The sequence below is a fragment of the Butyrivibrio sp. LC3010 genome, assembly GCF_000424385.1.
Classification (GTDB): domain Bacteria; phylum Bacillota; class Clostridia; order Lachnospirales; family Lachnospiraceae; genus Butyrivibrio.
On the sequence record NZ_AUJU01000042.1, the window covers coordinates 1 to 22,360 of the forward strand.

General features: G+C 40.3%; 32 protein-coding genes and 1 pseudogene. 2 read left to right on the plus strand and 31 right to left on the minus strand.

Going from position 1 to position 22,360, the window contains the following annotated elements; translation table 11 throughout:
* Window positions 1-323: 323 nt before the first annotated feature.
* Together G622_RS0118255 and G622_RS0118260 are read left to right on the plus strand one after the other, a co-directional pair.
* Window positions 324-1,583 carry an IS110 family transposase gene (locus G622_RS0118255; protein ID WP_026509922.1) on the plus strand — a complete coding sequence of 420 codons (1,260 nt, stop codon included), beginning with the start codon at window positions 324-326 and terminating at the stop codon, window positions 1,581-1,583.
* A 300-nt stretch (window positions 1,584-1,883) separates the two neighbouring features.
* A complete protein-coding gene (locus G622_RS0118260; RefSeq protein WP_026511882.1) occupies window positions 1,884-2,429 on the plus strand; it encodes a TetR/AcrR family transcriptional regulator in 546 nt (181 codons plus the stop codon).
* A 231-nt stretch (window positions 2,430-2,660) separates the two neighbouring features.
* On the opposite strand, the gene G622_RS0118265 is transcribed toward G622_RS0118260, so the two are convergent.
* The 31 genes and pseudogenes from G622_RS0118265 to G622_RS0118425 form a co-directional block, all read right to left on the minus strand.
* Entirely contained in the window at window positions 2,661-3,449 is a 789-nt protein-coding gene (locus tag G622_RS0118265) for a hypothetical protein (protein WP_026511883.1), read from the minus strand.
* 102 nt (window positions 3,450-3,551) lie between these two features.
* Window positions 3,552-4,091 carry a DUF3592 domain-containing protein gene (locus G622_RS0118270; protein ID WP_026511884.1) on the minus strand — a complete coding sequence of 180 codons (540 nt, stop codon included), beginning with the start codon at window positions 4,089-4,091 and terminating at the stop codon, window positions 3,552-3,554.
* Between the two features lie 231 nt (window positions 4,092-4,322).
* On the minus strand, window positions 4,323-4,745 hold the full coding sequence (locus G622_RS24920) for a DUF3021 domain-containing protein (RefSeq protein ID WP_049945950.1): 423 nt from the start codon (window positions 4,743-4,745) through the stop codon (window positions 4,323-4,325).
* The gene (locus tag G622_RS23620; RefSeq protein ID WP_049945951.1) at window positions 4,735-5,214 is read right to left on the minus strand and encodes a LytTR family DNA-binding domain-containing protein; all 480 of its coding nucleotides are present in this window, start codon (window positions 5,212-5,214) and stop codon (window positions 4,735-4,737) included. The genes G622_RS24920 and G622_RS23620 overlap by 11 nt, the downstream gene beginning before the upstream one ends.
* A 20-nt stretch (window positions 5,215-5,234) precedes the next feature.
* A complete protein-coding gene (locus G622_RS0118285; RefSeq protein ID WP_026511885.1) occupies window positions 5,235-5,741 on the minus strand; it encodes a hypothetical protein in 507 nt (168 codons plus the stop codon).
* 68 nt (window positions 5,742-5,809) lie between these two features.
* Complete coding sequence (locus tag G622_RS0118290; protein WP_026511886.1) at window positions 5,810-6,007, minus strand: hypothetical protein; 198 nt, start codon at window positions 6,005-6,007, stop codon at window positions 5,810-5,812.
* 239 nt (window positions 6,008-6,246) lie between these two features.
* Window positions 6,247-6,510 (minus strand): hypothetical protein, encoded by a 264-nt coding sequence (locus tag G622_RS0118300; RefSeq protein ID WP_044913993.1) that lies wholly within the window; start codon window positions 6,508-6,510, stop codon window positions 6,247-6,249.
* Window positions 6,494-6,886, minus strand: a complete 393-nt coding sequence (locus G622_RS0118305) for a hypothetical protein (protein WP_026511888.1) — start codon at window positions 6,884-6,886, stop codon at window positions 6,494-6,496. Before G622_RS0118305 ends, G622_RS0118300 begins: the two co-directional genes overlap by 17 nt.
* A 395-nt stretch (window positions 6,887-7,281) precedes the next feature.
* The gene (locus G622_RS23625) at window positions 7,282-8,454 is read right to left on the minus strand and encodes a M20/M25/M40 family metallo-hydrolase (protein WP_044958062.1); all 1,173 of its coding nucleotides are present in this window, start codon (window positions 8,452-8,454) and stop codon (window positions 7,282-7,284) included.
* Window positions 8,455-8,480: 26 nt separating this feature from the next.
* On the minus strand, window positions 8,481-8,606 hold the full coding sequence (locus tag G622_RS26745; RefSeq protein WP_256374531.1) for a hypothetical protein: 126 nt from the start codon (window positions 8,604-8,606) through the stop codon (window positions 8,481-8,483).
* Window positions 8,607-8,900: 294 nt separating this feature from the next.
* Window positions 8,901-9,176 carry a hypothetical protein gene (locus tag G622_RS0118320; protein WP_026511889.1) on the minus strand — a complete coding sequence of 92 codons (276 nt, stop codon included), beginning with the start codon at window positions 9,174-9,176 and terminating at the stop codon, window positions 8,901-8,903.
* A 22-nt stretch (window positions 9,177-9,198) separates the two neighbouring features.
* Window positions 9,199-9,498: pseudogene (locus tag G622_RS23630) on the minus strand (GNAT family N-acetyltransferase); the annotation flags it as partial.
* 105 nt (window positions 9,499-9,603) lie between these two features.
* Window positions 9,604-10,737 (minus strand): aldo/keto reductase, encoded by a 1,134-nt coding sequence (locus tag G622_RS0118330; protein ID WP_044958052.1) that lies wholly within the window; start codon window positions 10,735-10,737, stop codon window positions 9,604-9,606.
* A 17-nt stretch (window positions 10,738-10,754) separates the two neighbouring features.
* On the minus strand, window positions 10,755-11,318 hold the full coding sequence (locus tag G622_RS0118335) for a sugar O-acetyltransferase (protein WP_026511891.1): 564 nt from the start codon (window positions 11,316-11,318) through the stop codon (window positions 10,755-10,757).
* Between the two features lie 26 nt (window positions 11,319-11,344).
* A complete protein-coding gene (locus G622_RS24925; protein WP_049945953.1) occupies window positions 11,345-11,692 on the minus strand; it encodes a cyclophilin-like fold protein in 348 nt (115 codons plus the stop codon).
* A 28-nt stretch (window positions 11,693-11,720) separates the two neighbouring features.
* Window positions 11,721-12,089, minus strand: coding sequence for a nuclear transport factor 2 family protein (locus G622_RS0118345; protein ID WP_026511892.1), 369 nt, complete (start codon window positions 12,087-12,089; stop codon window positions 11,721-11,723).
* Between the two features lie 93 nt (window positions 12,090-12,182).
* Complete coding sequence (locus tag G622_RS0118350) at window positions 12,183-13,016, minus strand: SDR family oxidoreductase (protein ID WP_026511893.1); 834 nt, start codon at window positions 13,014-13,016, stop codon at window positions 12,183-12,185.
* A 96-nt stretch (window positions 13,017-13,112) separates the two neighbouring features.
* Window positions 13,113-13,874: a flavodoxin gene (locus tag G622_RS23640; protein WP_049945954.1), complete on the minus strand. Its 762-nt coding sequence runs from the start codon at window positions 13,872-13,874 to the stop codon at window positions 13,113-13,115.
* A gap of 185 nt (window positions 13,875-14,059) precedes the next feature.
* Window positions 14,060-14,944 (minus strand): LysR family transcriptional regulator, encoded by an 885-nt coding sequence (locus G622_RS0118365; protein WP_026511894.1) that lies wholly within the window; start codon window positions 14,942-14,944, stop codon window positions 14,060-14,062.
* Window positions 14,945-15,045: 101 nt separating this feature from the next.
* Window positions 15,046-15,393, minus strand: coding sequence for an AlkZ-related protein (locus tag G622_RS23645; protein ID WP_049945955.1), 348 nt, complete (start codon window positions 15,391-15,393; stop codon window positions 15,046-15,048).
* Between the two features lie 10 nt (window positions 15,394-15,403).
* The gene (locus G622_RS23650) at window positions 15,404-15,685 is read right to left on the minus strand and encodes a nitroreductase family protein (protein WP_081675400.1); all 282 of its coding nucleotides are present in this window, start codon (window positions 15,683-15,685) and stop codon (window positions 15,404-15,406) included.
* 18 nt (window positions 15,686-15,703) lie between these two features.
* Window positions 15,704-16,309 (minus strand): YczE/YyaS/YitT family protein, encoded by a 606-nt coding sequence (locus G622_RS23655; protein ID WP_256374533.1) that lies wholly within the window; start codon window positions 16,307-16,309, stop codon window positions 15,704-15,706.
* A gap of 99 nt (window positions 16,310-16,408) precedes the next feature.
* Complete coding sequence (locus G622_RS0118385; RefSeq protein ID WP_044958057.1) at window positions 16,409-16,921, minus strand: GrpB family protein; 513 nt, start codon at window positions 16,919-16,921, stop codon at window positions 16,409-16,411.
* 18 nt (window positions 16,922-16,939) lie between these two features.
* On the minus strand, window positions 16,940-17,425 hold the full coding sequence (locus G622_RS0118390) for an NUDIX domain-containing protein (protein WP_026511896.1): 486 nt from the start codon (window positions 17,423-17,425) through the stop codon (window positions 16,940-16,942).
* 21 nt (window positions 17,426-17,446) lie between these two features.
* Window positions 17,447-18,055: a histidine phosphatase family protein gene (locus tag G622_RS0118395; RefSeq protein WP_026511897.1), complete on the minus strand. Its 609-nt coding sequence runs from the start codon at window positions 18,053-18,055 to the stop codon at window positions 17,447-17,449.
* A 43-nt stretch (window positions 18,056-18,098) separates the two neighbouring features.
* A complete protein-coding gene (locus tag G622_RS0118400) occupies window positions 18,099-18,500 on the minus strand; it encodes a hypothetical protein (protein WP_026511898.1) in 402 nt (133 codons plus the stop codon).
* A 60-nt stretch (window positions 18,501-18,560) separates the two neighbouring features.
* The gene (locus G622_RS25975) at window positions 18,561-18,716 is read right to left on the minus strand and encodes a hypothetical protein (RefSeq protein WP_155831552.1); all 156 of its coding nucleotides are present in this window, start codon (window positions 18,714-18,716) and stop codon (window positions 18,561-18,563) included.
* Window positions 18,717-18,732: 16 nt separating this feature from the next.
* Window positions 18,733-19,983 (minus strand): hypothetical protein, encoded by a 1,251-nt coding sequence (locus G622_RS0118410; protein WP_026511899.1) that lies wholly within the window; start codon window positions 19,981-19,983, stop codon window positions 18,733-18,735.
* Between the two features lie 60 nt (window positions 19,984-20,043).
* On the minus strand, window positions 20,044-20,436 hold the full coding sequence (locus tag G622_RS0118415) for a hypothetical protein (protein ID WP_026511900.1): 393 nt from the start codon (window positions 20,434-20,436) through the stop codon (window positions 20,044-20,046).
* Between the two features lie 32 nt (window positions 20,437-20,468).
* Entirely contained in the window at window positions 20,469-20,918 is a 450-nt protein-coding gene (locus G622_RS0118420; RefSeq protein ID WP_044958060.1) for a GNAT family N-acetyltransferase, read from the minus strand.
* A gap of 362 nt (window positions 20,919-21,280) precedes the next feature.
* Window positions 21,281-22,045, minus strand: coding sequence for a hypothetical protein (locus G622_RS0118425; protein ID WP_026511902.1), 765 nt, complete (start codon window positions 22,043-22,045; stop codon window positions 21,281-21,283).
* Between the last annotated feature and the right edge of the window lie 315 nt (window positions 22,046-22,360).

Genomic DNA, 22,360 nt, shown 5'->3' on the forward strand with positions numbered 1-22,360 from the left:
ATTTTCATGATTATTAACTGTCTTTCTGCGAAAGACACCAACGGGGTTATGAAACCCAGCGTCTTTCCCTGTTTTCTATTTTAAAGTTTCCTGTTATATTCTTTATTCGTAAGGCTGACATACTACAGAACACGTGGAGGTGAGTGGCGGGGCGGTATAGCGGCCACCTCGCATGATTATATGTTGTCGGTCATCTGTAAAGGCATCAACGAATGGCGCATACCGTAGCCCGTAAACTTATCTCTTCCGAAGTTGTCTCGATTTCGCCGGATGACCAGTCACTGTCAGCTTTACAACTATAAAATGTGACAGGAGGTTATCTATTGGCATTTAAAATCTTTCGAAAGAACTGCTGTGGACTTGATGTCCACAAAACCTGGATCTATGCATGCATTGGTATTACCGATGCAAATGGCCGCACTGAGTATTTTGAAAAAAGGTTCTCGTCCTTCTCAAGAGGACTGCGTGAACTTGCTGAATGGCTGGCCAAGTATCATTGTGTTGATGTCTGCATGGAATCTACTGGCAAGTACTGGATACCCGTTTTTAATATCCTTGAAAAGTCTTGTAATGTCGTACTTGCCCATCCCAAATATACAAAGCCCCAAAAAGGTAATAAAACCGATCGTAAGGATGCAAAATGGATATGTGACTTATTTATGTGTGACATGATCAAGCCTTCCTTCATTCCGCCAGCTGACATTCGTCATCTTAGAGATCTTGTGAGATACCGTTTCAAGCTTATCTGTATGATCACAGGCGAAAAGAATCGTGCCCTTAATTGTCTCACAGTATCAAATCTTAAGCTTGATGAAGTGTTCACTGATGTTTTTGGCAAATCTTCCAGATCCATAACTGAATATATTCTTAAGCATCCCGGGGAATGTTTCGATGTTACTCCTTTTGTTGACAGGCGATGTAAGCATCCAATTGAGGAAATCCAGGCTGCCGTTGATGGCGCTATCTGTAAGGAGCAAGCAATCAAGCTTCGTCAATGTCTGGATCACATAGATGAGTTAGAGAAACACAAGAATGAAATAGAACGGGAAATCTTTCGTGTTTCTGATCCTTACAACGATGCTCTTGCCCTAATTCGTACAGTTCCGGGGTTGGATAAAAATCCATTCACGGCAATACAGATACTTTCAGAAATAGGTGGCGATATGTCTGTCTTCCCCACAGACAAGCACCTTGTTTCCTGGGCTGGATGCTGTCCACGCAATGACCAAAGCAATTTCAAAATCAAATCCACTAGGATTTCCCGTGCTGGTATTTATCTTAAACCTGTATTGGTGCAAGTTGCAAATGCTTTGATCAAATCCAAGAAGCATCCCGAAATTACAGAACGTTATCGCCGTATCAAATCACATCGTGGTCACAAGAAAGCCATCATTGCAATCTGTCGTATGCTCCTGACCGCTATCTGGCACATACTCACAGATCTTAAGCCCTATACTCCTGATGGTTATTTTATTCAGAAGTCCGTTGAAGAAAAGAAAACTCTTACAACTGCTCAGGCTCTTAATCTATTGAAGTCCAGAGGTTTTATCATCAAAGATGATCTTGCAGAAGTGACATCGTAGATCTTTGCCCCAAATATTTAATTTTTCGACTACCTCCAGGTGGTTTATTTATCATGCCCTAAACTTTATTCCTATCCGCTACCTCTCTGTTTCAAACTTATTTCCTCTTCACTATCCGGTGCTTGTTTCCGTTTCTCTTTAAGGGTATAATATAGACATCGTGTATTGTTTACAACTTACAATATTTTTACATACGTAGTGTTTAATACATATTTAGTCCAAAATGTACAGTTTAGAATATTCCAAAAGTCCCATGTACCGTTAAAAATCTAAACTTTTCATAAAGTGAGGAGGACATATATGGCAACAAAAAACAACAGACGTATCCTAGTTACCAAGAGGATCCTCAGGGAATCCCTTATGGAATTGATGCAGGAAAAGCCAATTTCAAAGATCACTATCAAGGAAATATGTGATCTTTCCGAGATGAGTCGCTCAACCTTTTACCTTCACTATCAGGATCAGTTTGAGCTTCTTTCTGATGTAGAAAACGAAGTTATGGAAAACACTTTGAAAGCTTTGGAAAACCTTAGTGGAAGCTTCAACACCACTGAATCTATTGAAGCTTTCCTTGAATATGTAAAAGAAAAAAAAGAAACCTTCGGAATCCTGCTGTGCCAGCCGGATACCGAAGATTTTCAGAAAACAATAATCGAAACAATTGCAAATAATGTAAAGGCTGCAGTGCCTGAAATCCTGGATAACAAAAATGCAGACTACCTCTTCACTTTCGTTATGTACGGAAGCCTTAATGTACTGCGTGTCTGGATACAAAGTGGTTTTGACACCCCCACCAGGGACCTGGCAGAGCTGATATACCAGTCATGCAATAATATTGCCAAATAATCTTATGTGTTTAACTCTGAAAAGAGCAAAATATCTTAGGAGGAGTTATACCATTTTTTCAAGTATCCCCATATTCTGCCTCCATGTCATAACCGTAACACAAAACCGAGATTTTGTGACATGATATTTTCTTTTAAAAGATGCGGAGTAGACTTTTGATCTACTCCGCCCGTAAATCATTGTTAGTTTTTGGCATTATTTTATTTTCAATTTTATGGTTTTTGATTCCTTTTACTTTGACACTTTGACCGTGTCTATAAGCACTCCATCGTAGTAAACATTTGCATCTTCTTCAGGAGCAAGATCTTTTGTGTCTACAAGCGTAAAGGACTGATTTGTCTGGGTATCACTCTTTACAGTTATGAGACTATCAATCATAAGGTAGGAATAGTCAATATCATCACCCTGAATTAGGGCTTCTGCAGATGATTCCTCCGGTGTCGTGGTGATACTATTGATGATGGTCTTTGCAAGCTCTTCAGCCTCATCTCCGTCCTGCCAGAAGGACAGCTCTCCAAAATCATTGCCTGATACAAAAATATAGTTTGCGACAGTGAATTCACCTTCCTCGCCCTCATAGCTCTCCGTTGAGTAATAAAGTCCGAGATCCGTGTCATTTATAGTAACTTCAGTAATGCCGTCAGCATTATATTGCTTTGCTTCTGCTTCGGTATAATCGTACAGATCTTTTCCTTCATTAGGAAACTGGTAGACATCGAAATCCATCAGGAATTCATCGCTCTTATAGTAGGCTATCATGTCATCCTTACGTTCATTATCATATACTTCGCCCTGATAGTAGCTTTTCGGGATTTTGATGAAATATCCGGTGGTTCCGATTTCAATGTATTGGGCATCTTTAAAGGCTTCCTGAATTTTAGCCTCTTTTTCCTCAGTGGTTTCATTGACTGTCTCTGCTGTCTTTGATTCAGCAGAGCTTTTTGGTGCATAGCCATACCCGGAAATAAGAGCTGCCGAGCAGGCTGCTATCATAAGTGTAGAGAATGCTTTTTTGTTCATGCTTGTACCTCCTTGTTTTCCTTGTTAGTCAAATCCCCCACGGCATTTCCAGATGACCATGCTGGCATGGTCTCTGACTCGTGCCTACGTGTGAATAATAGGTCACTCGTTCTTCTTTAAGAAATGCATCAGTGCAAAACCGATTGCGCCTCCGATTGCTATAACCTTTATAAGGGAAATCACAAAGACCAGAATTCCCAATATGATAAGACCAACTCCGCCCCACCTGAAAATATTCAGGAATGTTCCGTCTGATTTGGAGATATCTTCAGAATATAACTCCATAGGATCGTCTGGATCCACATAAATAGTGTAGCTGCTTCCTACATTAAAAGTGTCCTTAAAGGAACTGCTGTAGGTACCTGCTTTTGATGAATAGGTCTGTCCGTTATAGTCATATTCAAACACAGGTGTTACAGCTGATGAACTTGAACTGCTTTTCTCAGAACTCTCTGACCTATCAAAACCTGTTACCGTCGCCTGTACCTGTGCTGTGCACCGTTCCTTTAAACTGGCATTCTGTTTTGCCATGAAGGATGACACAAAGATAAATACTATTCCAAGTATCACCATGATTATGGATCCAAATAGACTTCCTATAGGTCCGGTATTCCTGTTGGTTGTAGTTGTAGTAACTCTCATGGTAAACCCTCCTGTTATCTGTGTAGTTGACTGATGATCATTTGTTACAAGATATAAGCTTTGCTTGTTTGTTGTTTACCTGAAAAATATCATTTTCACTGATGATTCACAATAGAATATGTCTATGTGGTTGTTTTTGATGTCTAAACGGTAATTTTCCTAAAAATAGATCATGTAACAAATGCGATCATAAACAGTAAGCGCTTCCGAAACGAAATGTTTACTTTTTTTTTAATCTTTCACATTTTTCATAATTTCAAGATCCCTGTTGATATGCCTTATTTCCTTTTTCCACAAAGCATATTCCACGAGCCATATGATCAGATAGACTGCAGAAAAAAATATAACCACAATTAGTATTATGCTGCGTGGAAACCAGTCAAGTAGCTCACTTACAGCAAGCATTGTGATAAAAGTTACAACATAGTGAGTGAATGTAGCTCTTAAAAGCCCCCAGTCCTCAAAGTCATATACAATTGCTCCGCCATTTGCAATAACTCCAAAAAAGCCAGAACCAAAGAGCTGCATTATCAGGTAGCTCTTATTTAGTGGCTCTGTATCACTGGCATAGAGAACAAACATTATTGCACCGGCTATGAGCCCCAAAGAGAACCCAAAGAGTGCCCTGATTGTAAACTTTGTCCTAATGCTCATGGCCGCCTCCTTTCATCAATGCATTCTTCACATTTTTGACCCTTCTTCTGGCCACCCATGTGCTTTCACCATTTTCCAGTTCTACACCTATCGTTCCGATGGCTGAAAAATCAAATCTCTTTACTTTTTTCAGATTAATGATCTCTGACTGGGAAATACGGACAAATCTTTCTTTATCTAGCAATGCTTCCAACTCACCAAGAGTCATTTTTACCTCATATATTTTTTCTGCAGTCTGCACCATAACCTTTCTTCTTGAGATATAGGCCCTAAAAATCTGTCTTTGAGGCAACATAACCACGCCATCCTCGAAATATGCCGAAATCATAGGGACCTTATTACTGGCATAGGACTGAATAGCAGCTATCACGCCTTCAACATCATCACTGCGCTCTTTGTTTGTAATGGTAACTGTGAGCTTTTCATACGCCTTATCTATGATAAGTTTGATATCAATAAAGTCGGACATTTACCCCACCTTTTAACATATTATTCTGACTGCCCGGCAACGGTTACATTAAATAGCCCTATGAGAAGAATACCTGCAATAAGCGCAGGAACCAGATCCACAAAAAGAAGAATCAATATACTGGTAATTATGAAGGTCTTTTTGTAGGTAGCGGTTTCCGAAAGGGCAAAGGCTTTCCCTGTATCTCTTACATTTTCCATGGTTTTCTTAAGCATTCCGAATATATATATGAATGCAACACAGACTACAGCACAGCAAAGAAGCTGAATTGCAAAGAAAATACCGAAATTTCCGCCTTCTTTTATTGAGGTAAAAGGAATTAGACCAAAGATTCCCATGTCTGCCTCAAGAGATGACTGAGCTGCTGCGACATTGGAGGGATCCTGATAATACTGATTTATGAAGCCATTCATTGCAACTCCACAGACTGCTCCCAACACACTAAATACTAGTCCAATAATAGAGAATGTTCTGAGTACCTTTGCAATTGTTACTGCCGTATTTGAACTCTTTTGAATCTTTTCCATAGTGTATTCTCCTTTTCTTTTGAACTATTTAACTATGCTTTTGTGAGAAATTGTTCCAATATTCAATTTTAATAACTGTTATGATTATTATCGTTGCTTTCTAAGTCTTTTCGTATCATGTAAACAATTCCTGAAAGCACTCCGCCAATCATTACCGCAATCCAGCTTATATTCCATGAATTTCCGAAAAATCCCCACAGGAACATAATTAGTACCGATACCATGCTGATTATTGAACATATTGTTCCGGTTTTAATATTCTTCATAGAATGCCTCCTTTTCTTTTGCTTTTTGATGGTATGACTGTAACATAGCCTGAAAACACCAACAATGATTTATGTCTATTCGGTTATTTTTGATGTCTAAGTGGTATTTCTCAAAAGACAAAAAGTTTCCTCATAATAGGATTGACCATTACTATTCTTAAGCAATAATAAAACGAGAGCAAATTTCAATAATGAATTGAAACTGCTCTTGGCTTGCTTTGCACAAATGCAATATTATGTTAATTGAACTGTATTCCCGGACCGAAGACAAAAATATCTATAGCCATCAAAATAATTCCAACTGCAATTAATACGAAGTTCGGCTTCTTGGGGAGGTCATATAGAAAGCGGCTCTCTTTAGGCTGATTTACTTTCATAACACCGGTAAACATGAACCCCCAGAAAAATGGTATCCACATGAAGTTAAAAAGTATCATACTTCCAATAGATAAGCCACCGCTTTTATAATGCGGTCCTATCAGCGTATTAAGTACTCCAGTCACCAGCGCCAAAGAAGCCTCCTATCAGAAAGTATCCAAACCCCTGGCAAAGATGAGCTCCCATCAGCTGAGTAAGGAAAAGACGAAGTGCTGATCCCATTGAGCATTTGAGCAGTATTATTGCCAGCATAACAGCAATGATAGCATTGAGAATTGAAGCACTTCCCCCGGTAACCATAATACGGTTAAGAGGCGATAGTGCTTCATAGTTAATGATATCAGCTGGCAGAACTGCCGTGGCTGAATATATAACGACTTTATCACCATACGCCAGTGATGTAAGAGCATGGAATAGCTCGTGGACAGGTACAGTGAAGAAAATAGCCAACAGGCTTGATCCGATACAGTTTAACAATGAAAAATCTTTTTTACCGCTCATGCATATACCTCCTTTCCTTTAATTCTACTATATTGCGTCATTTGATAATCTTAAATATGTATAAAAATAGTTGCGGAAGAGATTATCTTTCGCAACCAACCGTTACACATAAGGAAATGATATATATTTTCAGTAAGACTCTTCTATCTCTGGTACGCCTTATCTCTATCTGTTCGTTTTTGCAAACAAATAAAAAATGTAGTACGAAATTGCAATACAAATATGCATTTCAAATCTGCATTACAAAAACTATAATAATAGTATGAAAAACATGGAATTTGAATGGGACGAGTATTATGGCTACTATTAAAAAATCAATAGACGTAACTTCAAAACTAACAAACGAACAGCTTAAGATGCTTAAAGAAGCTGAAAATACTCCTTATTCCTATTCATTATTGCCCCTTATATTCGCAAAAGCCTTTAAATTGTTCCTCATGGTATGTCATAAGTATCTTTATCAGTTCTGTGAAGTCTGCTATTTCCTGGATAGTTGTGTATTCTTCAGTTGTATGTATGTTATGCATGGGACCGTATATATTTAGTCCGTCCATTCCGTGTTTTATCAAAGAATTTATATCACTTCCTCCAAAGGATTTCTTTGCCACGGCTCTCCTTCCCTGTTTCTCTAATGCTCTCTTATATCTATCCAAAGCACTTCCTTCTGCGGCTTCGGGATCTATCCTGTAAACGGTGATTCTTTCTTTTTTATCTATGCAAAGCTCTGCACCTGCTCTATTCGCTTCTTCTGAAAAAATGCTTTCTACTAAGTCTATTGTCCGATGTGCATCTTCATGGACACCGCTTCTTATCTCACCTTTTATAAAACAGTTTTCCGGAACAGCGTTGGTAACACTTCCGCCTTCTATTATTCCGATATTCAGCGTGGTGTGATCATCAGCCCACCCCTGCTTTATTCTGCTGATTGCAGCAGCTGCTACTGCTATTGCATTTATTCCCTTTTCAGGCTCATAACCAGCGTGGGAAGCCTTACCCTTTATATGTACTTCGAATGAAATGAGTGTCGGCTCGCAGGATGAATAGACTCCATATTCTCCGCTGCAGTCGGGAGCAAAGGCTATCCTGGAGCGAATCCTTGAATAATCAAGAGCCGCGCTTCCAAGGCCGTAAACCTCTTCTGCCACCGTAAACAGAAACTCTATTGGCGGATGATCCAGATTTTCCTCGATTACTCTGGTGTACGCCTCGATAATTCCTGCTATGCCAACCCTGTCATCTGCTCCCAGGACAGTCGTATGATCGCTTGTGATTGTTCCGCCGTCATTTAATATGATCTTCTTATTGTTCCCCGGAGATACGGTGTCCATATGTGCACAGAACAGAATAGGCTCAGAGTCTGCATACTTTCCTCGCCCCTCTGCAAATCCATACAGATTCCCACAGTTACCACCGATCTTACCGGCAATATCATCCTCGATAAGCTTTATTCCCAGCTTTTGGAACTCTGCTATAAGATAATCAGCGACAAGCCTCTCATTAAAGGATTCACCGTCTACCAGCGCAAGCTCTGTAAATCTGTCTACTACTCTCTTGTCATTTTCTCTCATAGAAAATTGCTCCTGCTTCTTCACAGTCATATTGGCTCATTTTCATTACCCAAGGTACCACTTTCCTGGCTATCACCACCTTGTGCAGCATTCCCGCAGCCACTGATCATGATGCCAATAAGTAAACAAAGGGCAAGCAGCCTTCTTTTCATGTTTTTCAATTATCCTCTCATAAGTAAGCTTAAGTTTGCCAAATCAAGCTTTAGGTGGCATCAATACCCCTTTAATTTTACTATATTACGTCTTGTGATAGTCTTAAAAATGCATAAATAATACATGGTTACAAAAAAGATGCACACGGAAGTTATTATTTCCTTGTACATCTTTTTAGTTTATGATGTTTCCTGATTCATCATAGGTAATGTACCTCCTTTCTGAGGTCATTATAATAAATCAGGAAATTAAAAAAAGGAGCCTCAAATTGTATGAAGTCCCTTCTGAAGTCATTAATTCAGCTGTAATACCTTTTTATCATATTCTTCTATCTGTTTGATCAGTTCCTCCGGTACGTCCTTATCTTGATTTATCAGAATCATAGCCTCAATTCTATAAGGATTTTCATACTCGGGATCAACATCTCCTCTTACGATAGTAGTCTTAACCCCTATTCTCTCCAACATATTATATTTTTTCTGGCGTTTCTTCAGTTCTTCTTTAGTAGGCTTTACATCAGAACCCGGAGCTATAAAGGGCTTAGGCAATGTATTCAATTCTTTCTTCATAGCTTTTTCCTACCTTTCTTATAAACGAGACTCCGATCCAGTAGCCGATTTCACCTTCTGAATCTGGAAGGCCAATATTGCTGGCTTTCCCAAGCATAAGTCCAATGCTGCCAACAGGCTGGCCTGATTCTTTTAATACTACAGCATAGGTCTCCGGCGCTGAAAGAACCCTCCGGATTATTTCACGGCTATTCTCTACACTTGTATGAACCGCCCAGCCTGCGATTGGTCCCACATCAGGATGACTTGCATATTTAAATAAATTCTCCGCATCGCTTTCTTCCCACGGTCGGAGGATCAATCTTTTCGTTTCAAGTATCATGGCATACCTCTCTTACCAACGGCATCTCTGCAAACGGGAATCTACAGTGCTAATTCCATCAGCCAGCAATCTACTTTTTCTCCCTCAAACATCTCATGTTTCTTCCTAATGATCAAATGTTGCCGCTACCTTTGTGAGCAGGTTGCGGATTTCCAAATGTTGAGGGCATACCCGTTCACATTTTCCGCATTTGATGCAGTCAGACGCTCTTCCATGCCCGTTTCCTGTAATTATATTATCGTAATAATATCCAGTGTTCCAGTTATGAAAAGCTTCATGCGCATTGAGCGCTGCAAACAAGTCTGGGATTCGGATCCCTTTAGGACACTCACTCTCTTCGATGCAGTATCTGCATGAAGTACAAGGTATCAGATTCAGCCCTTTAAAGATATCACATACCTTCCTTACCGCCTCATGTTCTGCTTCTGTAAGTGGCATAAAATCTTTCATCGCACTGATATTATCCTCCATCTGCGGCATATCGCTCATACCGGATAATACCACTACAATATTGGGAAAGCTTGCCGCGAAGCGGATTGCATAGCTTGCATTGCTGCCACCATTCAGATCACGGAGTATCTTATCCGCATCCTCAGGCAATTTCACAAGGCTTCCACCCTTTACCGGCTCCATGACGAGCACCGGCTTATTGTATTTCTCGCACACTTCATAAACCTTCCGGGCTTCTACTGTGGCATCTTCGTAATCCAGATAGTTAAACTGAATCTGAACCACCTCTATCTCCGGATGCTCTGACAGGATCATTTCCAAAACATCTGCCTTGTCATGAAATGAAATACCAAAGTGTCTGATCAGCCCTTCTTCCTTAAACTTATATGCGGTCTCATATGCCTTACATCTCTTAAACTTCTGATAGTTGTTGTGATCCTGGGCGTGCATAAGATAGAAATCAAAATAATCAACGCCGCACCATTTCAGCTGCTTTTCAAAGAAGGGACGGATTTCCTCCTGAGATTTGAAATACGGATCTGTCAGCTTATTTGTAAGCAGAAACGATGAGCGGTCATATCTCCCCGAAACACAGTCTCTGATCGCCGTTTCTGACTGTCCTCCGATATATCCGTGCGCCGTATCAAAATAATTGAATCCAGCCTCTATGAAAGCATCCGCCATTTTAGAAAACTCATCGTAATCCACCTGCCCGCCCTTCATCGGCAGCCTCATGCAGCCAAATCCGAAATTGCCGTGAATCTCCGAAAACCATTTGCTATTTTCCATGCCTTGCACCCTCCAATTTATTTCTTTTCAATCATCTTCACTACTCTGGCAGGGTTCCCTACTACAACCGCATTATCCGGGATATCCTTGGTTACAATACTGCCTGTTCCTACAATGGCATTTTCTCCGATGGTGACACCGGGCAGGATATTTACTCTTGCTCCGATCCACGCATTCCTTTTGATATGGATCTTCTTTGTCATGATCACACGGATATTTTCAGGCTCATGATTTACCGTAAAAAGTCCGACTTCCGGTCCAAGCATTACGCCATCCTCAATTTCAATGCCGCCAAGGCTCATGACGGTAAGTCCATGATTTGCAAAGACATTTTTTCCAAGTTTTAAGCAGTTGGCAAGATCAACCTGAAACGGTGGTGTAAAGAAGGTTCCATCCTTCATCTGCCCATCAAGCAGCTCATTCTCCAGCTCAACAATCTTTTCTCTATCCTTTGGCGGTGTTGCATTGATCTCAAAACAAAGCTGTCTGCAGCGATCCATCTCGCCATGGGCTTCTCTCTGATAATCCTCATCACGGATATCTATTGCCTCTCCACTGCGCAATCTTTCAAATACATTCATTTAAAATCTTCTCCTTGAACTCTCTTTTATTCCAATACTCTGATCTCAATGGTCCCAGGTGCGTCCTGCAGAGTGTTTTCAATGCCTCCGGATATTTCTGCTATTACATAAACCTTATATGGTGCAATATCCATTTCCTTAAAATTGAGTGCAAAAGCATTCCAATCTTTGAAGTAATACAGCCATCCTGCTTTTACGTGGGATGTACTCTCTGCACCTGTTACGTTAAGCTCCTGTGGTAATGAAGCATAATACTCATGCCCTCCGGAACGAGACAGCTTCATGGTCAGTGGTAGCATCAGATTTAAGGATTTACAGATTGCACTTTGATCTGCCATGATCTCATATTCTTTATCATCCACAAGAATCTTCATTACTTCACCATCTCCCTTAACCTAAGATTTAATATGTTGATGCTACACTACGTGTAATCTTCCACTCGCCACTTATCTTCTTAAGGCTGCATTTTTGCTGAAGATGCCAGTTCGATCTTCCACCGCCAAATACAGCTGCGGCCACATAAGATTGTCCGGTAAGAACTGCAGCGTCACCACTTATTTCAATCGGCATATGCTCATGCTCTGCACTGAAATAGTTCAGCGTCCCGTTCATAACAGCTTTTATAAAAGCATCCTTTGACTGTCTCATCCCAGTCATATGAACAAGCACAAAGGAATCATCCAATACCTCATCCAGGATTTTCTCATCCTTTTTAATCATTCCTTCGTACATCTTTTTATAAACATTTATAATCAATTCCTTATCTTCCATCTGCTGTCACCACCTTTATGGTCAGTATAGAAAAACCACCGAAAATCATCAATTCGATTTTCGGCGGTTTTTGATAAGTATTACTTATGCGAATTATTTTTCCGGCTGCAAAGATCCGTAATAGTAGGATGCCGTTGCTCCTCCATCGGCAAGGAATGTTGAACCGGTAACAAAGGAAGCTGCGTCACTTAGTAAAAACTCTGCGATAGTAGCCATTTCATCTGCCGTCCCCGGCCTGCCCGCAGGACACTTGGCAAACATGTTCTTATAAAAGTCACCTCTCGGACCATTGAATTCATCAATGGCAAGGGGCGTCACAATGATACCGGGAGCAATGTCATTAAGCCTTGCCCCTCTTTCAGCCCAGCGTGTACATTCATACATGACACGCTTTTCATTACAGCGCTTTGCCATCTGATAAGCATGAAGAGTATCCTTGATATTCTCACGCTTCAGGATATCAAGATCAAGCAGTTCTTCTGTCGGTGTCATTGCAAGCTGTCTGTCCTCCTCCGGCGATAGCTGTGGCATACGCCATCCCGACTGACTGGATATCGTAATACCTGCACCGCCTTCTGCAATTACCTTCCCGACCTCTTCAAGCAGTACAGCAGTGCCGTATAAATCCACCTTAAGAATTGCCTCAATCGGAGCCTGCGAAGGAGAGACACCTGCACCATTTACCATATATTTGATCTCGCCATATCCTAAAGCCTTATCAATCATTGCAAGAATTGACTCTCTTGAAGACAGATCCATCTGAAAAGGTTCCACGTCAAATCCGGCATCAGCCATTGTCTTTGCAATGGCATTGCAGTTATCCATGTTTTTGTCACCAAGGACTATCTTCTTACCAAAACCTGTTCTGCGAGCAATCGCCATGCTGATCTGACCTGCTCCGGTTACGATCATTACATCCTTTTTCATTATCTGCTTACCTCTCTTCCTTTATATCCTCTTACCGTCTGCGATGTTCATATCAGGATAAGTTTCCTTAAGTTCTTTTATGCTATTGTGATTGTTTTAGTATCCAAATTCTGTAAGCCATCCGCTAACCTTTTCTTTAACTGCAGTCTGATCATTCTGGGCATCCGTACCTTCTATGGCAAGTCCTGTACCCACTGTACTGTCAGGTAATGCTTTTGAGAGCTTACTGTCAAATCCCGAAAGCCCGCTTCCGGCATGTGTGGAAAATGGAATCAATGTCTTACCTGCCAGTGCATCCGCATTCTCTTCAAAGAATGTGTACATGATCATCGGCCAGTCGCCCCACCATACCGGTGCCCCTACAAAAATGGTGTCATATCCGCTTAAATCCGGCACGGCATCTCTTATGGCAGGTCTGGCATTGTCATTCTGTTCCTGCTTGGCTATGTCCGTTAATCCTTCATAGGTATATGGATAATAATCCTCTTCCGGAAGCACTTCATAAGAATCAGCTCCGGTTAAGTCAACGATCATATCAGCAACGATTGCTGTATTTCCCTTGTCAATCACACCAACACCATACTGCTCTCCTGTTCTGGAGAAATACACGACCAGAGCATTTGAACCTCCCTTCGTCATTTCCTCATCACTGTTATCTGCCACATCATTGCTTTTACTCTCATCGACAGTATTCACTGGCTGCCCTGCTTCACTCTCAATAGTATCAGTACTTTCAGGCTGTTCCGTATCCTCTTTTACAACCTGCTCGCTTTTTGATGTTGCACTGTCCGTAACGCCGCATCCACCTAGAGCAAACATAAATAGTAATGCAGAAAATAATATTGCTAATCTTTTCATTCAAACCTCCTTATGATCTGTCAGTCAGTCTTTCTGTCGCTTCCGAATATCTTGCTCCAATGACGGTATCCGCCATAGGAATGCTCCTTCCCTTATATCCGCATGTTTTCTTCATAATAAAAAAACCATCAAAAATCATCAATTCGATTTTCGACGGTTTTCAATAAGTTTAACTTATGCGATATCTATGAAAGCCTTTTTCGAAGCATTTCTGCGAACTCCTCAATGTAATAGCCCGTTCTTGCTTCCTGCCAGAATATACAATACTTTCTCGTCACACGACGGTTCTTTCTAAAAAGTGGTATCCTTTTTATTGCACCCGAAACCTCCGGCAGTTTTCCCACAGCCTCTACCAGAAGAAATCCTCTGTTGCCTGTTACCATGAGTCTTGCTTCTTCCTGCGTCTCGGCAAATATAAAATCGCTATTAAACCCTAATATGTTTCTATAATATTCCGCTTCTGTATCACGCTGCTCCTTAGACGAGACGATAATACAGGACAACTTGGAAAGATCACCCACTTCCAGCCTCTCCGCTGATGAGAGACCATTCCGCTCTGAAATCTCAATGATACACTCGGCATTCTTAAGTTCCATATTTACATAGTCATCCGAAAATGCCCTGCGCTGATCATTCAATGCCATATCAAGTTCACCTGAGACAAGACCATGATACAGCTCTTCATGGGTTCCGCTACGCACTGATATATTGACCTCTGGATAAACGGAAGAAAACTCAGCAATGGCCTCTGACAGTTCCGGACCGGCATATAAACTGATATATCCGATATGAAGATTCATCTCCTGATCACTGCCAAGCCTCACTGTCTCTGTCTTAATGGCTTCCAGATCATTAATAAGTGCCTTACTTTTTCTATAGAAATATTCTCCCGCAGTTGTCACGGAAAAGCTGCGGTTTTTTCTCTCTATCAGCTTAACACCCAGTTCTTTTTCCAAAGAATTCAATGCCTGAGATATAGCTGACTGGGAGATGAAGTTTTTCTCAGCCGCCTCAGTGAAGCTGTTCTCGTCTATTATAGATAGAAAGTATCGCATTTGTTTTAGCAGCAAATTTTTCCCTCACTTTCTGTCAGATCTATCCAGTATCTTCATTAACTACTTATAATTCGTGATAATAAGGACAAATGTTTTCATATTGTCCATCCTTCATCTCATCCTTTAAGCAATGACCTGAGTTCATCCTCATCCAGCTTTGGCAACACTTTTCTGATATTCTTTAAGATCCTGTTAAGCGACTCCTCCGGGCTTCTCTTATATGCTGACCTGCACAGTTTGTCTCCCCAAAAGTTCTCTGCAATATCGTACTGACAGTTACCCCAGCCGTATTCATTGCCATTCTTTCTCTTACTGTATTCATAATTCACCGGCACAACATATGTCTGCATCTGAAGCCTTGTGATAACCGTTTCAAACCCCTTATTTCCATCCTTCTTATAATTCAGACCGTCCTTGAGATCTCTCGTCAGCATTGCTCCGGATCCGGTGAGATAATCTACCACTCCCTTATCCTTATGCAGATGCTATGGCGCCATCCTCTATCCAGAACTCTCCGCGGTCAAGGCTTACAAAAACAACAATTACCGCATCCGCACCAATAATCTGACTGCCTCCATAGCTTTTGCATGACGCCAGATCCTTTATGGTTTCTTTATCCCTGACAACCACATACTCTACCGGTCTGTGACCGAACGAGCTCGGTGAGGTAAGTGCCACCTTCATGATCTCATCTATCACTTGATCGTCAATCTTTTTATCGCCGTATTGACGAACGGATATTCTCCTGCTTGCCAGTTCAAATAGTTCGTTTTTTCATTTGCCGCTCCTCACCTTATCAAAAATCCTGTTATAAACTTTTATGATGCTTCCGACCAAAACCGCCGCAATGATACTTCCCTCACGCACCCCCTGAAGCCTTCCGAGAATTACCAGGCAGATCAAAGCAGATATGACTATATAAAGAATATCAAAGAATATCTTTACATTCTCATACCTTTTCCCCGACACCTTGCTTATTGCCCTGTTCATGGCTTCTCCGGGTAACATGGCAACACCACCTTTAAGCTGTATCCATATGCCGAGTGCCAGAATCGCACAGCCAAGTAGCATGAACAGAAACTGCATGGGATAACCTGTAACAGCTATACCTCTTATCAGCCAGACGGAGAGATTAGTCAGATATCCATACACAAAGGCAAGCACGGTCTGTATTGCTATCTCTGTGTAATTGCATTTACCCTTCAGCACGGCCACCTGCGTGATTATTTGAATCACACTGAGAAGATTCAGCCATCCGCCGAAGGACAAGAGCGAACTCACCAACGAAATCGAATATGGAACAGATGCTACAGGCGAAGTCCCAAGCCCTGCCTTTGTTGAAAAGGCCACGCCCATTGATGCAATGAATAAACCTACGATAAATAGAACTTAGCCTTTTATTATTCTTCCAGTTGTCATTTCTAATCCTTCTCAATCATGTTATATTCCAATATAACTTACTATCCGGGATTTATTGAATTATAATAATCCGATACGGTTATATACACTTTCGATAAACGGAGATTTATGCTCGATATATTTATCAATATCCCAGGGGTGTAGTTTTGCCCCCTCCTCCTTAATTCTGCTATACTCAGCAACAGCTTCAGGATTATTACGGAGATAGTCACGAAAAGCTATGTGTCTTCTCAGTTCTTCTGCATCCAATGCACATACATAAAGATGATGTTTCCTAAGATGTTCCTTCCCCTCATACTTAAACGCTTCTCTCCCCGGAATTCCCTGATCTCCTTCATGTGAATAACCGATCTTTTGAAGAGCTGATATTACTTCTGGTAAATCTTCCCTATCCTGAATTACAACATCAATATCAATGATAGGTTTTGCTGAGAGGCCTTCCACCGATGTGCTTCCGACATGTTCTATCCGTAGCACAAGCTCCTTAAGCACAGTATTCAATTCGTCCCTGATTGCTACGAAATCATCTGCCCATGTTTTATCGTATGATTGTACAACAACGTGTTTTTTCATAATACAACTACCTAGAAGTTATAATTCTTTCAATGTTTTTAACGCCATAAATTCTCTTCTGTACAAGCCATAGTTCGCTATTGAAGTTTCATGATATTCTTCATATCTACCAAAAATCTCAATCGCATCCTCAATTTTCATCCACCTTGGCACATCTCCGCACTTAATCTCTGCATCAGTTAAATGCTGTATGCCAGTATCTTCAATATATTCGCATAGAAAATAATGTTGAATATGTCGCCAATTAAGAAACAGTTCCTCTATCTCAAGATATTCATCGCCAGTCTTTACAATTATACCGGTCTCTTCCTTTATTTCTCTTGCGCAACATTCAGCAAGTGTCTCGCCATCCTCCACACCACCTCCAGGTATAATGTATTTATCCTCATTAGATTCGTAACTTAACAGAAGTTTCCCATCTTTAATGACAATGCCTCTACTAGCATGGCGGCAAATATCTACATGCCCCTGATAGTCATCATTTATAATCTGTATTTTTTGCATTAGTGTCTCCAATTATTTCATTTACACCACATATGACATATCATTAATATGCCTAACTTGATGTTTTCCATCATCACTAATAATCATATGTGACACTCCCCCGGCCGGGCCATGGATATCAACTTCATAGTATGATTCAACTGGTAGCCCTATATACATCGCATTCCAAATACTCAAAAGATCTCCGTGTGAGACAATAATAATGTTTTCTTCATTACTTGCCATTACTTCTTCGTAAAATGGTTTAAGTCGATTCCATGCATCTCTTCTGCTTTCTCCATCTGAAAACAATCTGTCGTCAACGGTTGTCTCTGGGCACTCAATATTCGCACACAGCCACTGTACAGATTTCCCGCAACACTTCCCAAGGTTTCTCTCTCTTAGCTCTTGCTTGAGAATCGGCTCAATTCCCAGATTCTTTGCGATTACTTCCGCTGTTTGCCTAGCACGCTTAAGATCTGAAGAATATATGATCACATTTTTGCCTGTAAGTTCATCCTTTAGTTTTTTTCCAATGCAATCGGCCTGAGTTCTTCCTAAGTCCGTCAAATCCCAATCTGTCCATGAACCAACCATTCCATTTGTATGATGAACTGATTGTGTATGTTGGACTGTAATAATATGCTTCATCTGATATCCCCTTAGTGAGTTATCCTGAAATATATTGTTTCCTTTAATGCCCTTCAATGTTGTCTGGGAAAGGTGCATCACCATATATAGTCATAGTATAACTCCCATCCTTCATTTCCAACGCATAATACTCATATTGTGCCTCAAATATGCTGTTCACCTCATCCTCAGGCAAATTTGAATTAAATGTGACCTTGGATTCACATTCAACATAGTTACTTGTTCCGGAAGTGTTGCCGGTAAAAGAATATGTATCAACTATACTTGCATCTTCTATAGACTTCTCTATATATGCCGTTAGATCTTTTGTCTGCTTGTTTGTTGTCGCATGATTGGCTATAAATCCAACTACCTCTATTACTACAAAAAGAGCTAAAAGTAGGACTGGAATCGATACTATCGTAATTCCTATTCCTACAAAAACCTTACAAAATATCTTTTTCATACTTTCTCCATAAAACTGTATGATAATCGTTTCAAAATCATTCAAAGATTAGAATGCGAACTACTCTTCTTCAGCAAGCTGCATCAAAATAGGCTTGGCATCAATACTGGTGTCATTCAAATTGCATCTCATCTTGTCTGCAAGATCAAGATTGGAAAGTATCTCTTCCTTTGTTATTTTCAGGCTCCTTTTGCTCTCGATCAGGTCTTCTTTCATGTTTATTTTCTCTCCTTTAAGTATTTGAAAGGATTCTTTTTACATTAGCATCTGTGGGCTGAACATCATATGCCCACTCAATAAGTCTTACTCCGTTTTCTTCGCAGAGAGTTCTTTTTTGCTGATCGAGCTCTTTCCTCTGTAAAAGAGCTTCCTCCCCGCCAAAAAAAACTACTGGGTGGTAATGCTGAATACCCTGATACTCAACTGCCGTTCGGATTGATGGAACATAGATATCAAGGCTCTGCCGCCCCAGCCAATCCGGTCTGTACTGATATAGCGTGTCAGGATATCTCTTCCTTATCATGTCAAATAACGAAAGCTCATGTTTCCACTTGGGCTTTATTACACCGTCTGCGGTAAGCTTGGTTCTTATCATCGTACGTTCCAGCCTCCAGTCAGTCTTAATGCCATCCTTTTCCTCATAGAGCGCAATATCCGTATACCACCATTGAAGAACTGGCATGATCACTGTAGTCAGATTCAGGAAAAAGTCCAGTTCCGACTCAAAATAACCGCACCCGAGTATATACTCTATATTTCGCCTGATGTAGACTGTCTTTGCCGGATTATGGTGAAACTGGATATTCCCCTGGAATTTTGCCAGCCGGTCAGGAAGGTAAGGAGACCGAAGCACTACGCCGTCTTCCCAAAGATGCGTCTGGTACCAAGAAAACGGGTAGTCATATAGAGAATACCCGCCATAAACTTCCTGTGAACCTCCTGTATAGAGTAGATGATACATTAGAAGCACATCATCCATGTTTTCTTTATCAAAGACAGCTAAATAATGAACCTTTTCTTCGTCAGGAAACAGACTCCTGATGGGATGAAACTTTTCTGCTCTCATGCAGACCTGTGTTACAACAAAAAACTGCGATACATAGCTCTCAGGGAAGATAAAAACTGCCTTATGGTCAGTATCAATTTCGGAAAACTGGCTCATGAATCTTTCCACATACTTGTTGGGCCCAATCGGTCCGATTTTTTCAATAAGTTCCTTTGTAGCATAGCGGTATGGTAGATCCTCCCAGGACAGCCTGATAAGGAACTTGTCGAATCCTTTTGATTCATATTCTTTCCTGAGCTCATCATCAAAGTCTTTCTGATAGGATTCATGCTCTTTTAGCAGTTCGTCCAGACTCGTGAACAGTTCTGGCTCATGAAACTGCGGATATTTATCCCAGAGCATTTCCAGCCTGTCAAATGAATTCGGAAAAACTGTCTTTTTATGGATTGGTGGATTCTTTTTATATACATATTCCATTTAGATTCACCCTTTACCTAAAGCAATTATCCTGCAGCAATACAACATTACCGGAAGTATTTATTCGATAATCAGATCAATATAGGTCTGTCCATCTATTTCTTCTCTACGGTTATAAACATGTTTTCCCACTATCTGAAGCAGATTTTCTATATCTTCCATGCTGGCACCCGTAAATTCCAAATAACAAGTATTGTCACTGCCGTCATTTAGATTCTCATAGAAATCCTCGACTGCAACATAGTATTTGTCCAAAATATCTTCAAGAGGATACTGAGAAATATCACTCGAGTCAGTTCCTTCTCCATATTCCGGTTCTTGTTCAAAAGAAATCGAAGTAACATAAGCATCCTGATCCAATAAGGAATCATGTGTCTTATATATATTTGCTTTTACCTTAGTATATTCATCTGCGGCATACTTTTCAGTCGTGAAAATTCGGATATTCTTCATTATTTTAAAGCCTTTCATACTATTTCAATTAATTAAAAATCTAGCTGAAGAACTATCTCTTCATCATTCATTTCTCCTGTATCTCGGAATCCAGCCTTCCGATACATGGATAATGCATTGGTGTTTGTATCCTTTGTTGATAGACGTATATTGTTTGCTCTGTGAAACTTAAAATACTGTATGATTTCCTTAAGTGCCGCAGTTCCGTATCCTTTTCCCTGCAAACTTTCGTCAATCATTAATCTCCATAACCAATATATGTCATTCGGATCCTCATACTCCTCATCAAAGGCAAGCATTGTAAATCCCACCATTTTCCCATCGCAGTATATAGCAAAAGGACGGGCTACTTTATCATTTTCTTTCGCAGTATTCCAAGAATCCTCATTTGAAGCAATATATTGCATCTGATCCTTAGCAACTCTAAGGCCAAAGCATTGCCCCATATTTTCTTCAGTCAGATCTCTTAACTCAATCTTCATTCCAGCAATCCACCTATCATCCTCGGTAAAACAGAACTATCATAATCATTTCTCTATAAGGAATATTTTTGTCACCACATACCTGAAAGAAATCATACTGGTCAGACCTCAATCTGGTTCATTATCTTCCCAATGCTTTCATGAAAAACGAAGTCTGCTTTTCCTTCGAGTTTTGTTTTTCCCTTGTTTATTATCACAAGATATTTTCCGTGATGGGCCCCAAAATGCAGAAGATGATCTGATCATTCGTTGCTACAAAATTTCTTCGCATTTATCCTGCATATCCTGCGTGATCTTGTCAAAAGCTGCGGCTCTGGGTGCAAGGTACCCTCCGAGAGATATACCTATGATCGTCACATCCTTCAATTTGATATAGTCAATGCAAATATCACTGACCAGGATACTATAATGATACCTAAAACCAACTTGATGCCCACTTCCGGCCTGAGGTCATAGAATTCCATTTTGCCAAATCCAATCAGAGACATCAGGACTCCAATTATGATCATGATCAATGGTAGCAGCGTCGCAAACAAAAGAAGGAAAATAGCTGCTGCGAAAAAAGCATCTACTCGTAAGCAATCACTGATCATTGAGCTATTCAAAAATCCCACTAGCAAAAAAATGCCTACGAATAGAAAAATAATACCGGCAATGCGAAACAAAAATCCCTCTTCCCAGCTTAAGCGTTTGTGATTCCATATTCCCGGGAGATATGCAAAACCGTGATCTCTCAGATAATGTTCAATGATGGAAAGGAGTTTATCCTCATCAAATCCAATATTCGCCCAATCCTTATGATCGATTCTTTTTCTCCAAGGCAAATTCTTCGGTGTTGAGAGTGAAAAAACAGCTCTGGTCTCCGTGGACAATGGCGGCTTATAAGTATCTTTGACAAGCAAGGTTTCACCGCCGCAAAACGTTTTGTCTCTGCTAAGTATATATGTCACATAAAAGGAACCGGTGTCCCTGTTGTCAGTTTCTTCCGAGATTTGCTGCGTTTTCCACCTGGCAACAATTTTATTTTTTTGAACAGTTACAACAAAGGGATATTCATCCGAGTTTAGATCCCTTTGTATTAAAGCTTTAAAATCATTAAATTCTTTTCTATTAATCCTTTTCTTCATGTTTTACTTAGTCCATTATCCTGAAATATAATATTGTTGATATTATTATTTAACTTAAACTTCGCACATAAAAAAGTGCTTTAGAACCTTGATAATTCAATAAGAACTGGCATTTTTAAAGGCGTGAAACCTCTGCATTTGGTATAATTTAAGTACCACCAAAAACCATCCCAAAGGAGACTCACGCCTTGTCTAAAATTATATCACAGAACGACTACGATTCTAAGCAGATTACTGATTCTATCAGATACTTTTTTGAACGTTTTCATTTATCAGCTGTTCTCAAAGCATCCAATGCAAAGAAGTCGAAAGGCG

What these genes read in the sequence shown, in the direction of transcription:
- G622_RS0118320 (WP_026511889.1), bottom strand. Translation starts at nt 9,176, where the DNA reads ATGAAGAAAGAATTGAATACATTGCCTAAGCCCTTTATAGCTCCGGGT.
- G622_RS23625 (WP_044958062.1), bottom strand. Translation starts at nt 8,454, where the DNA reads ATGAGAGAAAATGACAAGAGAGTAGTAGACAGATTTACAGAGCTTGCG.
- G622_RS24920 (WP_049945950.1), bottom strand. Translation starts at nt 4,745, where the DNA reads ATGAGCATTAGGACAAAGTTTACAATCAGGGCACTCTTTGGGTTCTCT.
- G622_RS24925 (WP_049945953.1), bottom strand. Translation starts at nt 11,692, where the DNA reads ATGAAGATTCTTGTGGATGATAAAGAATATGAGATCATGGCAGATCAA.
- G622_RS0118285 (WP_026511885.1), bottom strand. Translation starts at nt 5,741, where the DNA reads ATGGAAAAGATTCAAAAGAGTTCAAATACGGCAGTAACAATTGCAAAG.
- G622_RS0118330 (WP_044958052.1), bottom strand. Translation starts at nt 10,737, where the DNA reads ATGGAAAATAGCAAATGGTTTTCGGAGATTCACGGCAATTTCGGATTT.
- G622_RS0118290 (WP_026511886.1), bottom strand. Translation starts at nt 6,007, where the DNA reads ATGAAGAATATTAAAACCGGAACAATATGTTCAATAATCAGCATGGTA.
- G622_RS0118270 (WP_026511884.1), bottom strand. Translation starts at nt 4,091, where the DNA reads ATGAGAGTTACTACAACTACAACCAACAGGAATACCGGACCTATAGGA.
- G622_RS0118385 (WP_044958057.1), bottom strand. Translation starts at nt 16,921, where the DNA reads ATGAAAAAACACGTTGTTGTACAATCATACGATAAAACATGGGCAGAT.
- G622_RS0118345 (WP_026511892.1), bottom strand. Translation starts at nt 12,089, where the DNA reads ATGGAAGATAAGGAATTGATTATAAATGTTTATAAAAAGATGTACGAA.
- G622_RS0118265 (WP_026511883.1), bottom strand. Translation starts at nt 3,449, where the DNA reads ATGAACAAAAAAGCATTCTCTACACTTATGATAGCAGCCTGCTCGGCA.
- G622_RS25975 (WP_155831552.1), bottom strand. Translation starts at nt 18,716, where the DNA reads ATGAAAGAAGACCTGATCGAGAGCAAAAGGAGCCTGAAAATAACAAAG.
- G622_RS0118390 (WP_026511896.1), bottom strand. Translation starts at nt 17,425, where the DNA reads ATGCAAAAAATACAGATTATAAATGATGACTATCAGGGGCATGTAGAT.
- G622_RS26745 (WP_256374531.1), bottom strand. Translation starts at nt 8,606, where the DNA reads ATGAAAAGAAGGCTGCTTGCCCTTTGTTTACTTATTGGCATCATGATC.
- G622_RS0118395 (WP_026511897.1), bottom strand. Translation starts at nt 18,055, where the DNA reads ATGAAGCATATTATTACAGTCCAACATACACAATCAGTTCATCATACA.
- G622_RS0118400 (WP_026511898.1), bottom strand. Translation starts at nt 18,500, where the DNA reads ATGAAAAAGATATTTTGTAAGGTTTTTGTAGGAATAGGAATTACGATA.
- G622_RS0118415 (WP_026511900.1), bottom strand. Translation starts at nt 20,436, where the DNA reads ATGAAGAATATCCGAATTTTCACGACTGAAAAGTATGCCGCAGATGAA.
- G622_RS0118260 (WP_026511882.1), top strand. Translation starts at nt 1,884, where the DNA reads ATGGCAACAAAAAACAACAGACGTATCCTAGTTACCAAGAGGATCCTC.
- G622_RS0118425 (WP_026511902.1), bottom strand. Translation starts at nt 22,045, where the DNA reads ATGAAGAAAAGGATTAATAGAAAAGAATTTAATGATTTTAAAGCTTTA.
- G622_RS0118410 (WP_026511899.1), bottom strand. Translation starts at nt 19,983, where the DNA reads ATGGAATATGTATATAAAAAGAATCCACCAATCCATAAAAAGACAGTT.
- G622_RS23620 (WP_049945951.1), bottom strand. Translation starts at nt 5,214, where the DNA reads ATGTCCGACTTTATTGATATCAAACTTATCATAGATAAGGCGTATGAA.
- G622_RS23640 (WP_049945954.1), bottom strand. Translation starts at nt 13,874, where the DNA reads ATGAAAAGATTAGCAATATTATTTTCTGCATTACTATTTATGTTTGCT.
- G622_RS0118305 (WP_026511888.1), bottom strand. Translation starts at nt 6,886, where the DNA reads ATGAGCGGTAAAAAAGATTTTTCATTGTTAAACTGTATCGGATCAAGC.
- G622_RS0118335 (WP_026511891.1), bottom strand. Translation starts at nt 11,318, where the DNA reads ATGAATGTATTTGAAAGATTGCGCAGTGGAGAGGCAATAGATATCCGT.
- G622_RS0118350 (WP_026511893.1), bottom strand. Translation starts at nt 13,016, where the DNA reads ATGAAAAAGGATGTAATGATCGTAACCGGAGCAGGTCAGATCAGCATG.
- G622_RS0118420 (WP_044958060.1), bottom strand. Translation starts at nt 20,918, where the DNA reads ATGAAGATTGAGTTAAGAGATCTGACTGAAGAAAATATGGGGCAATGC.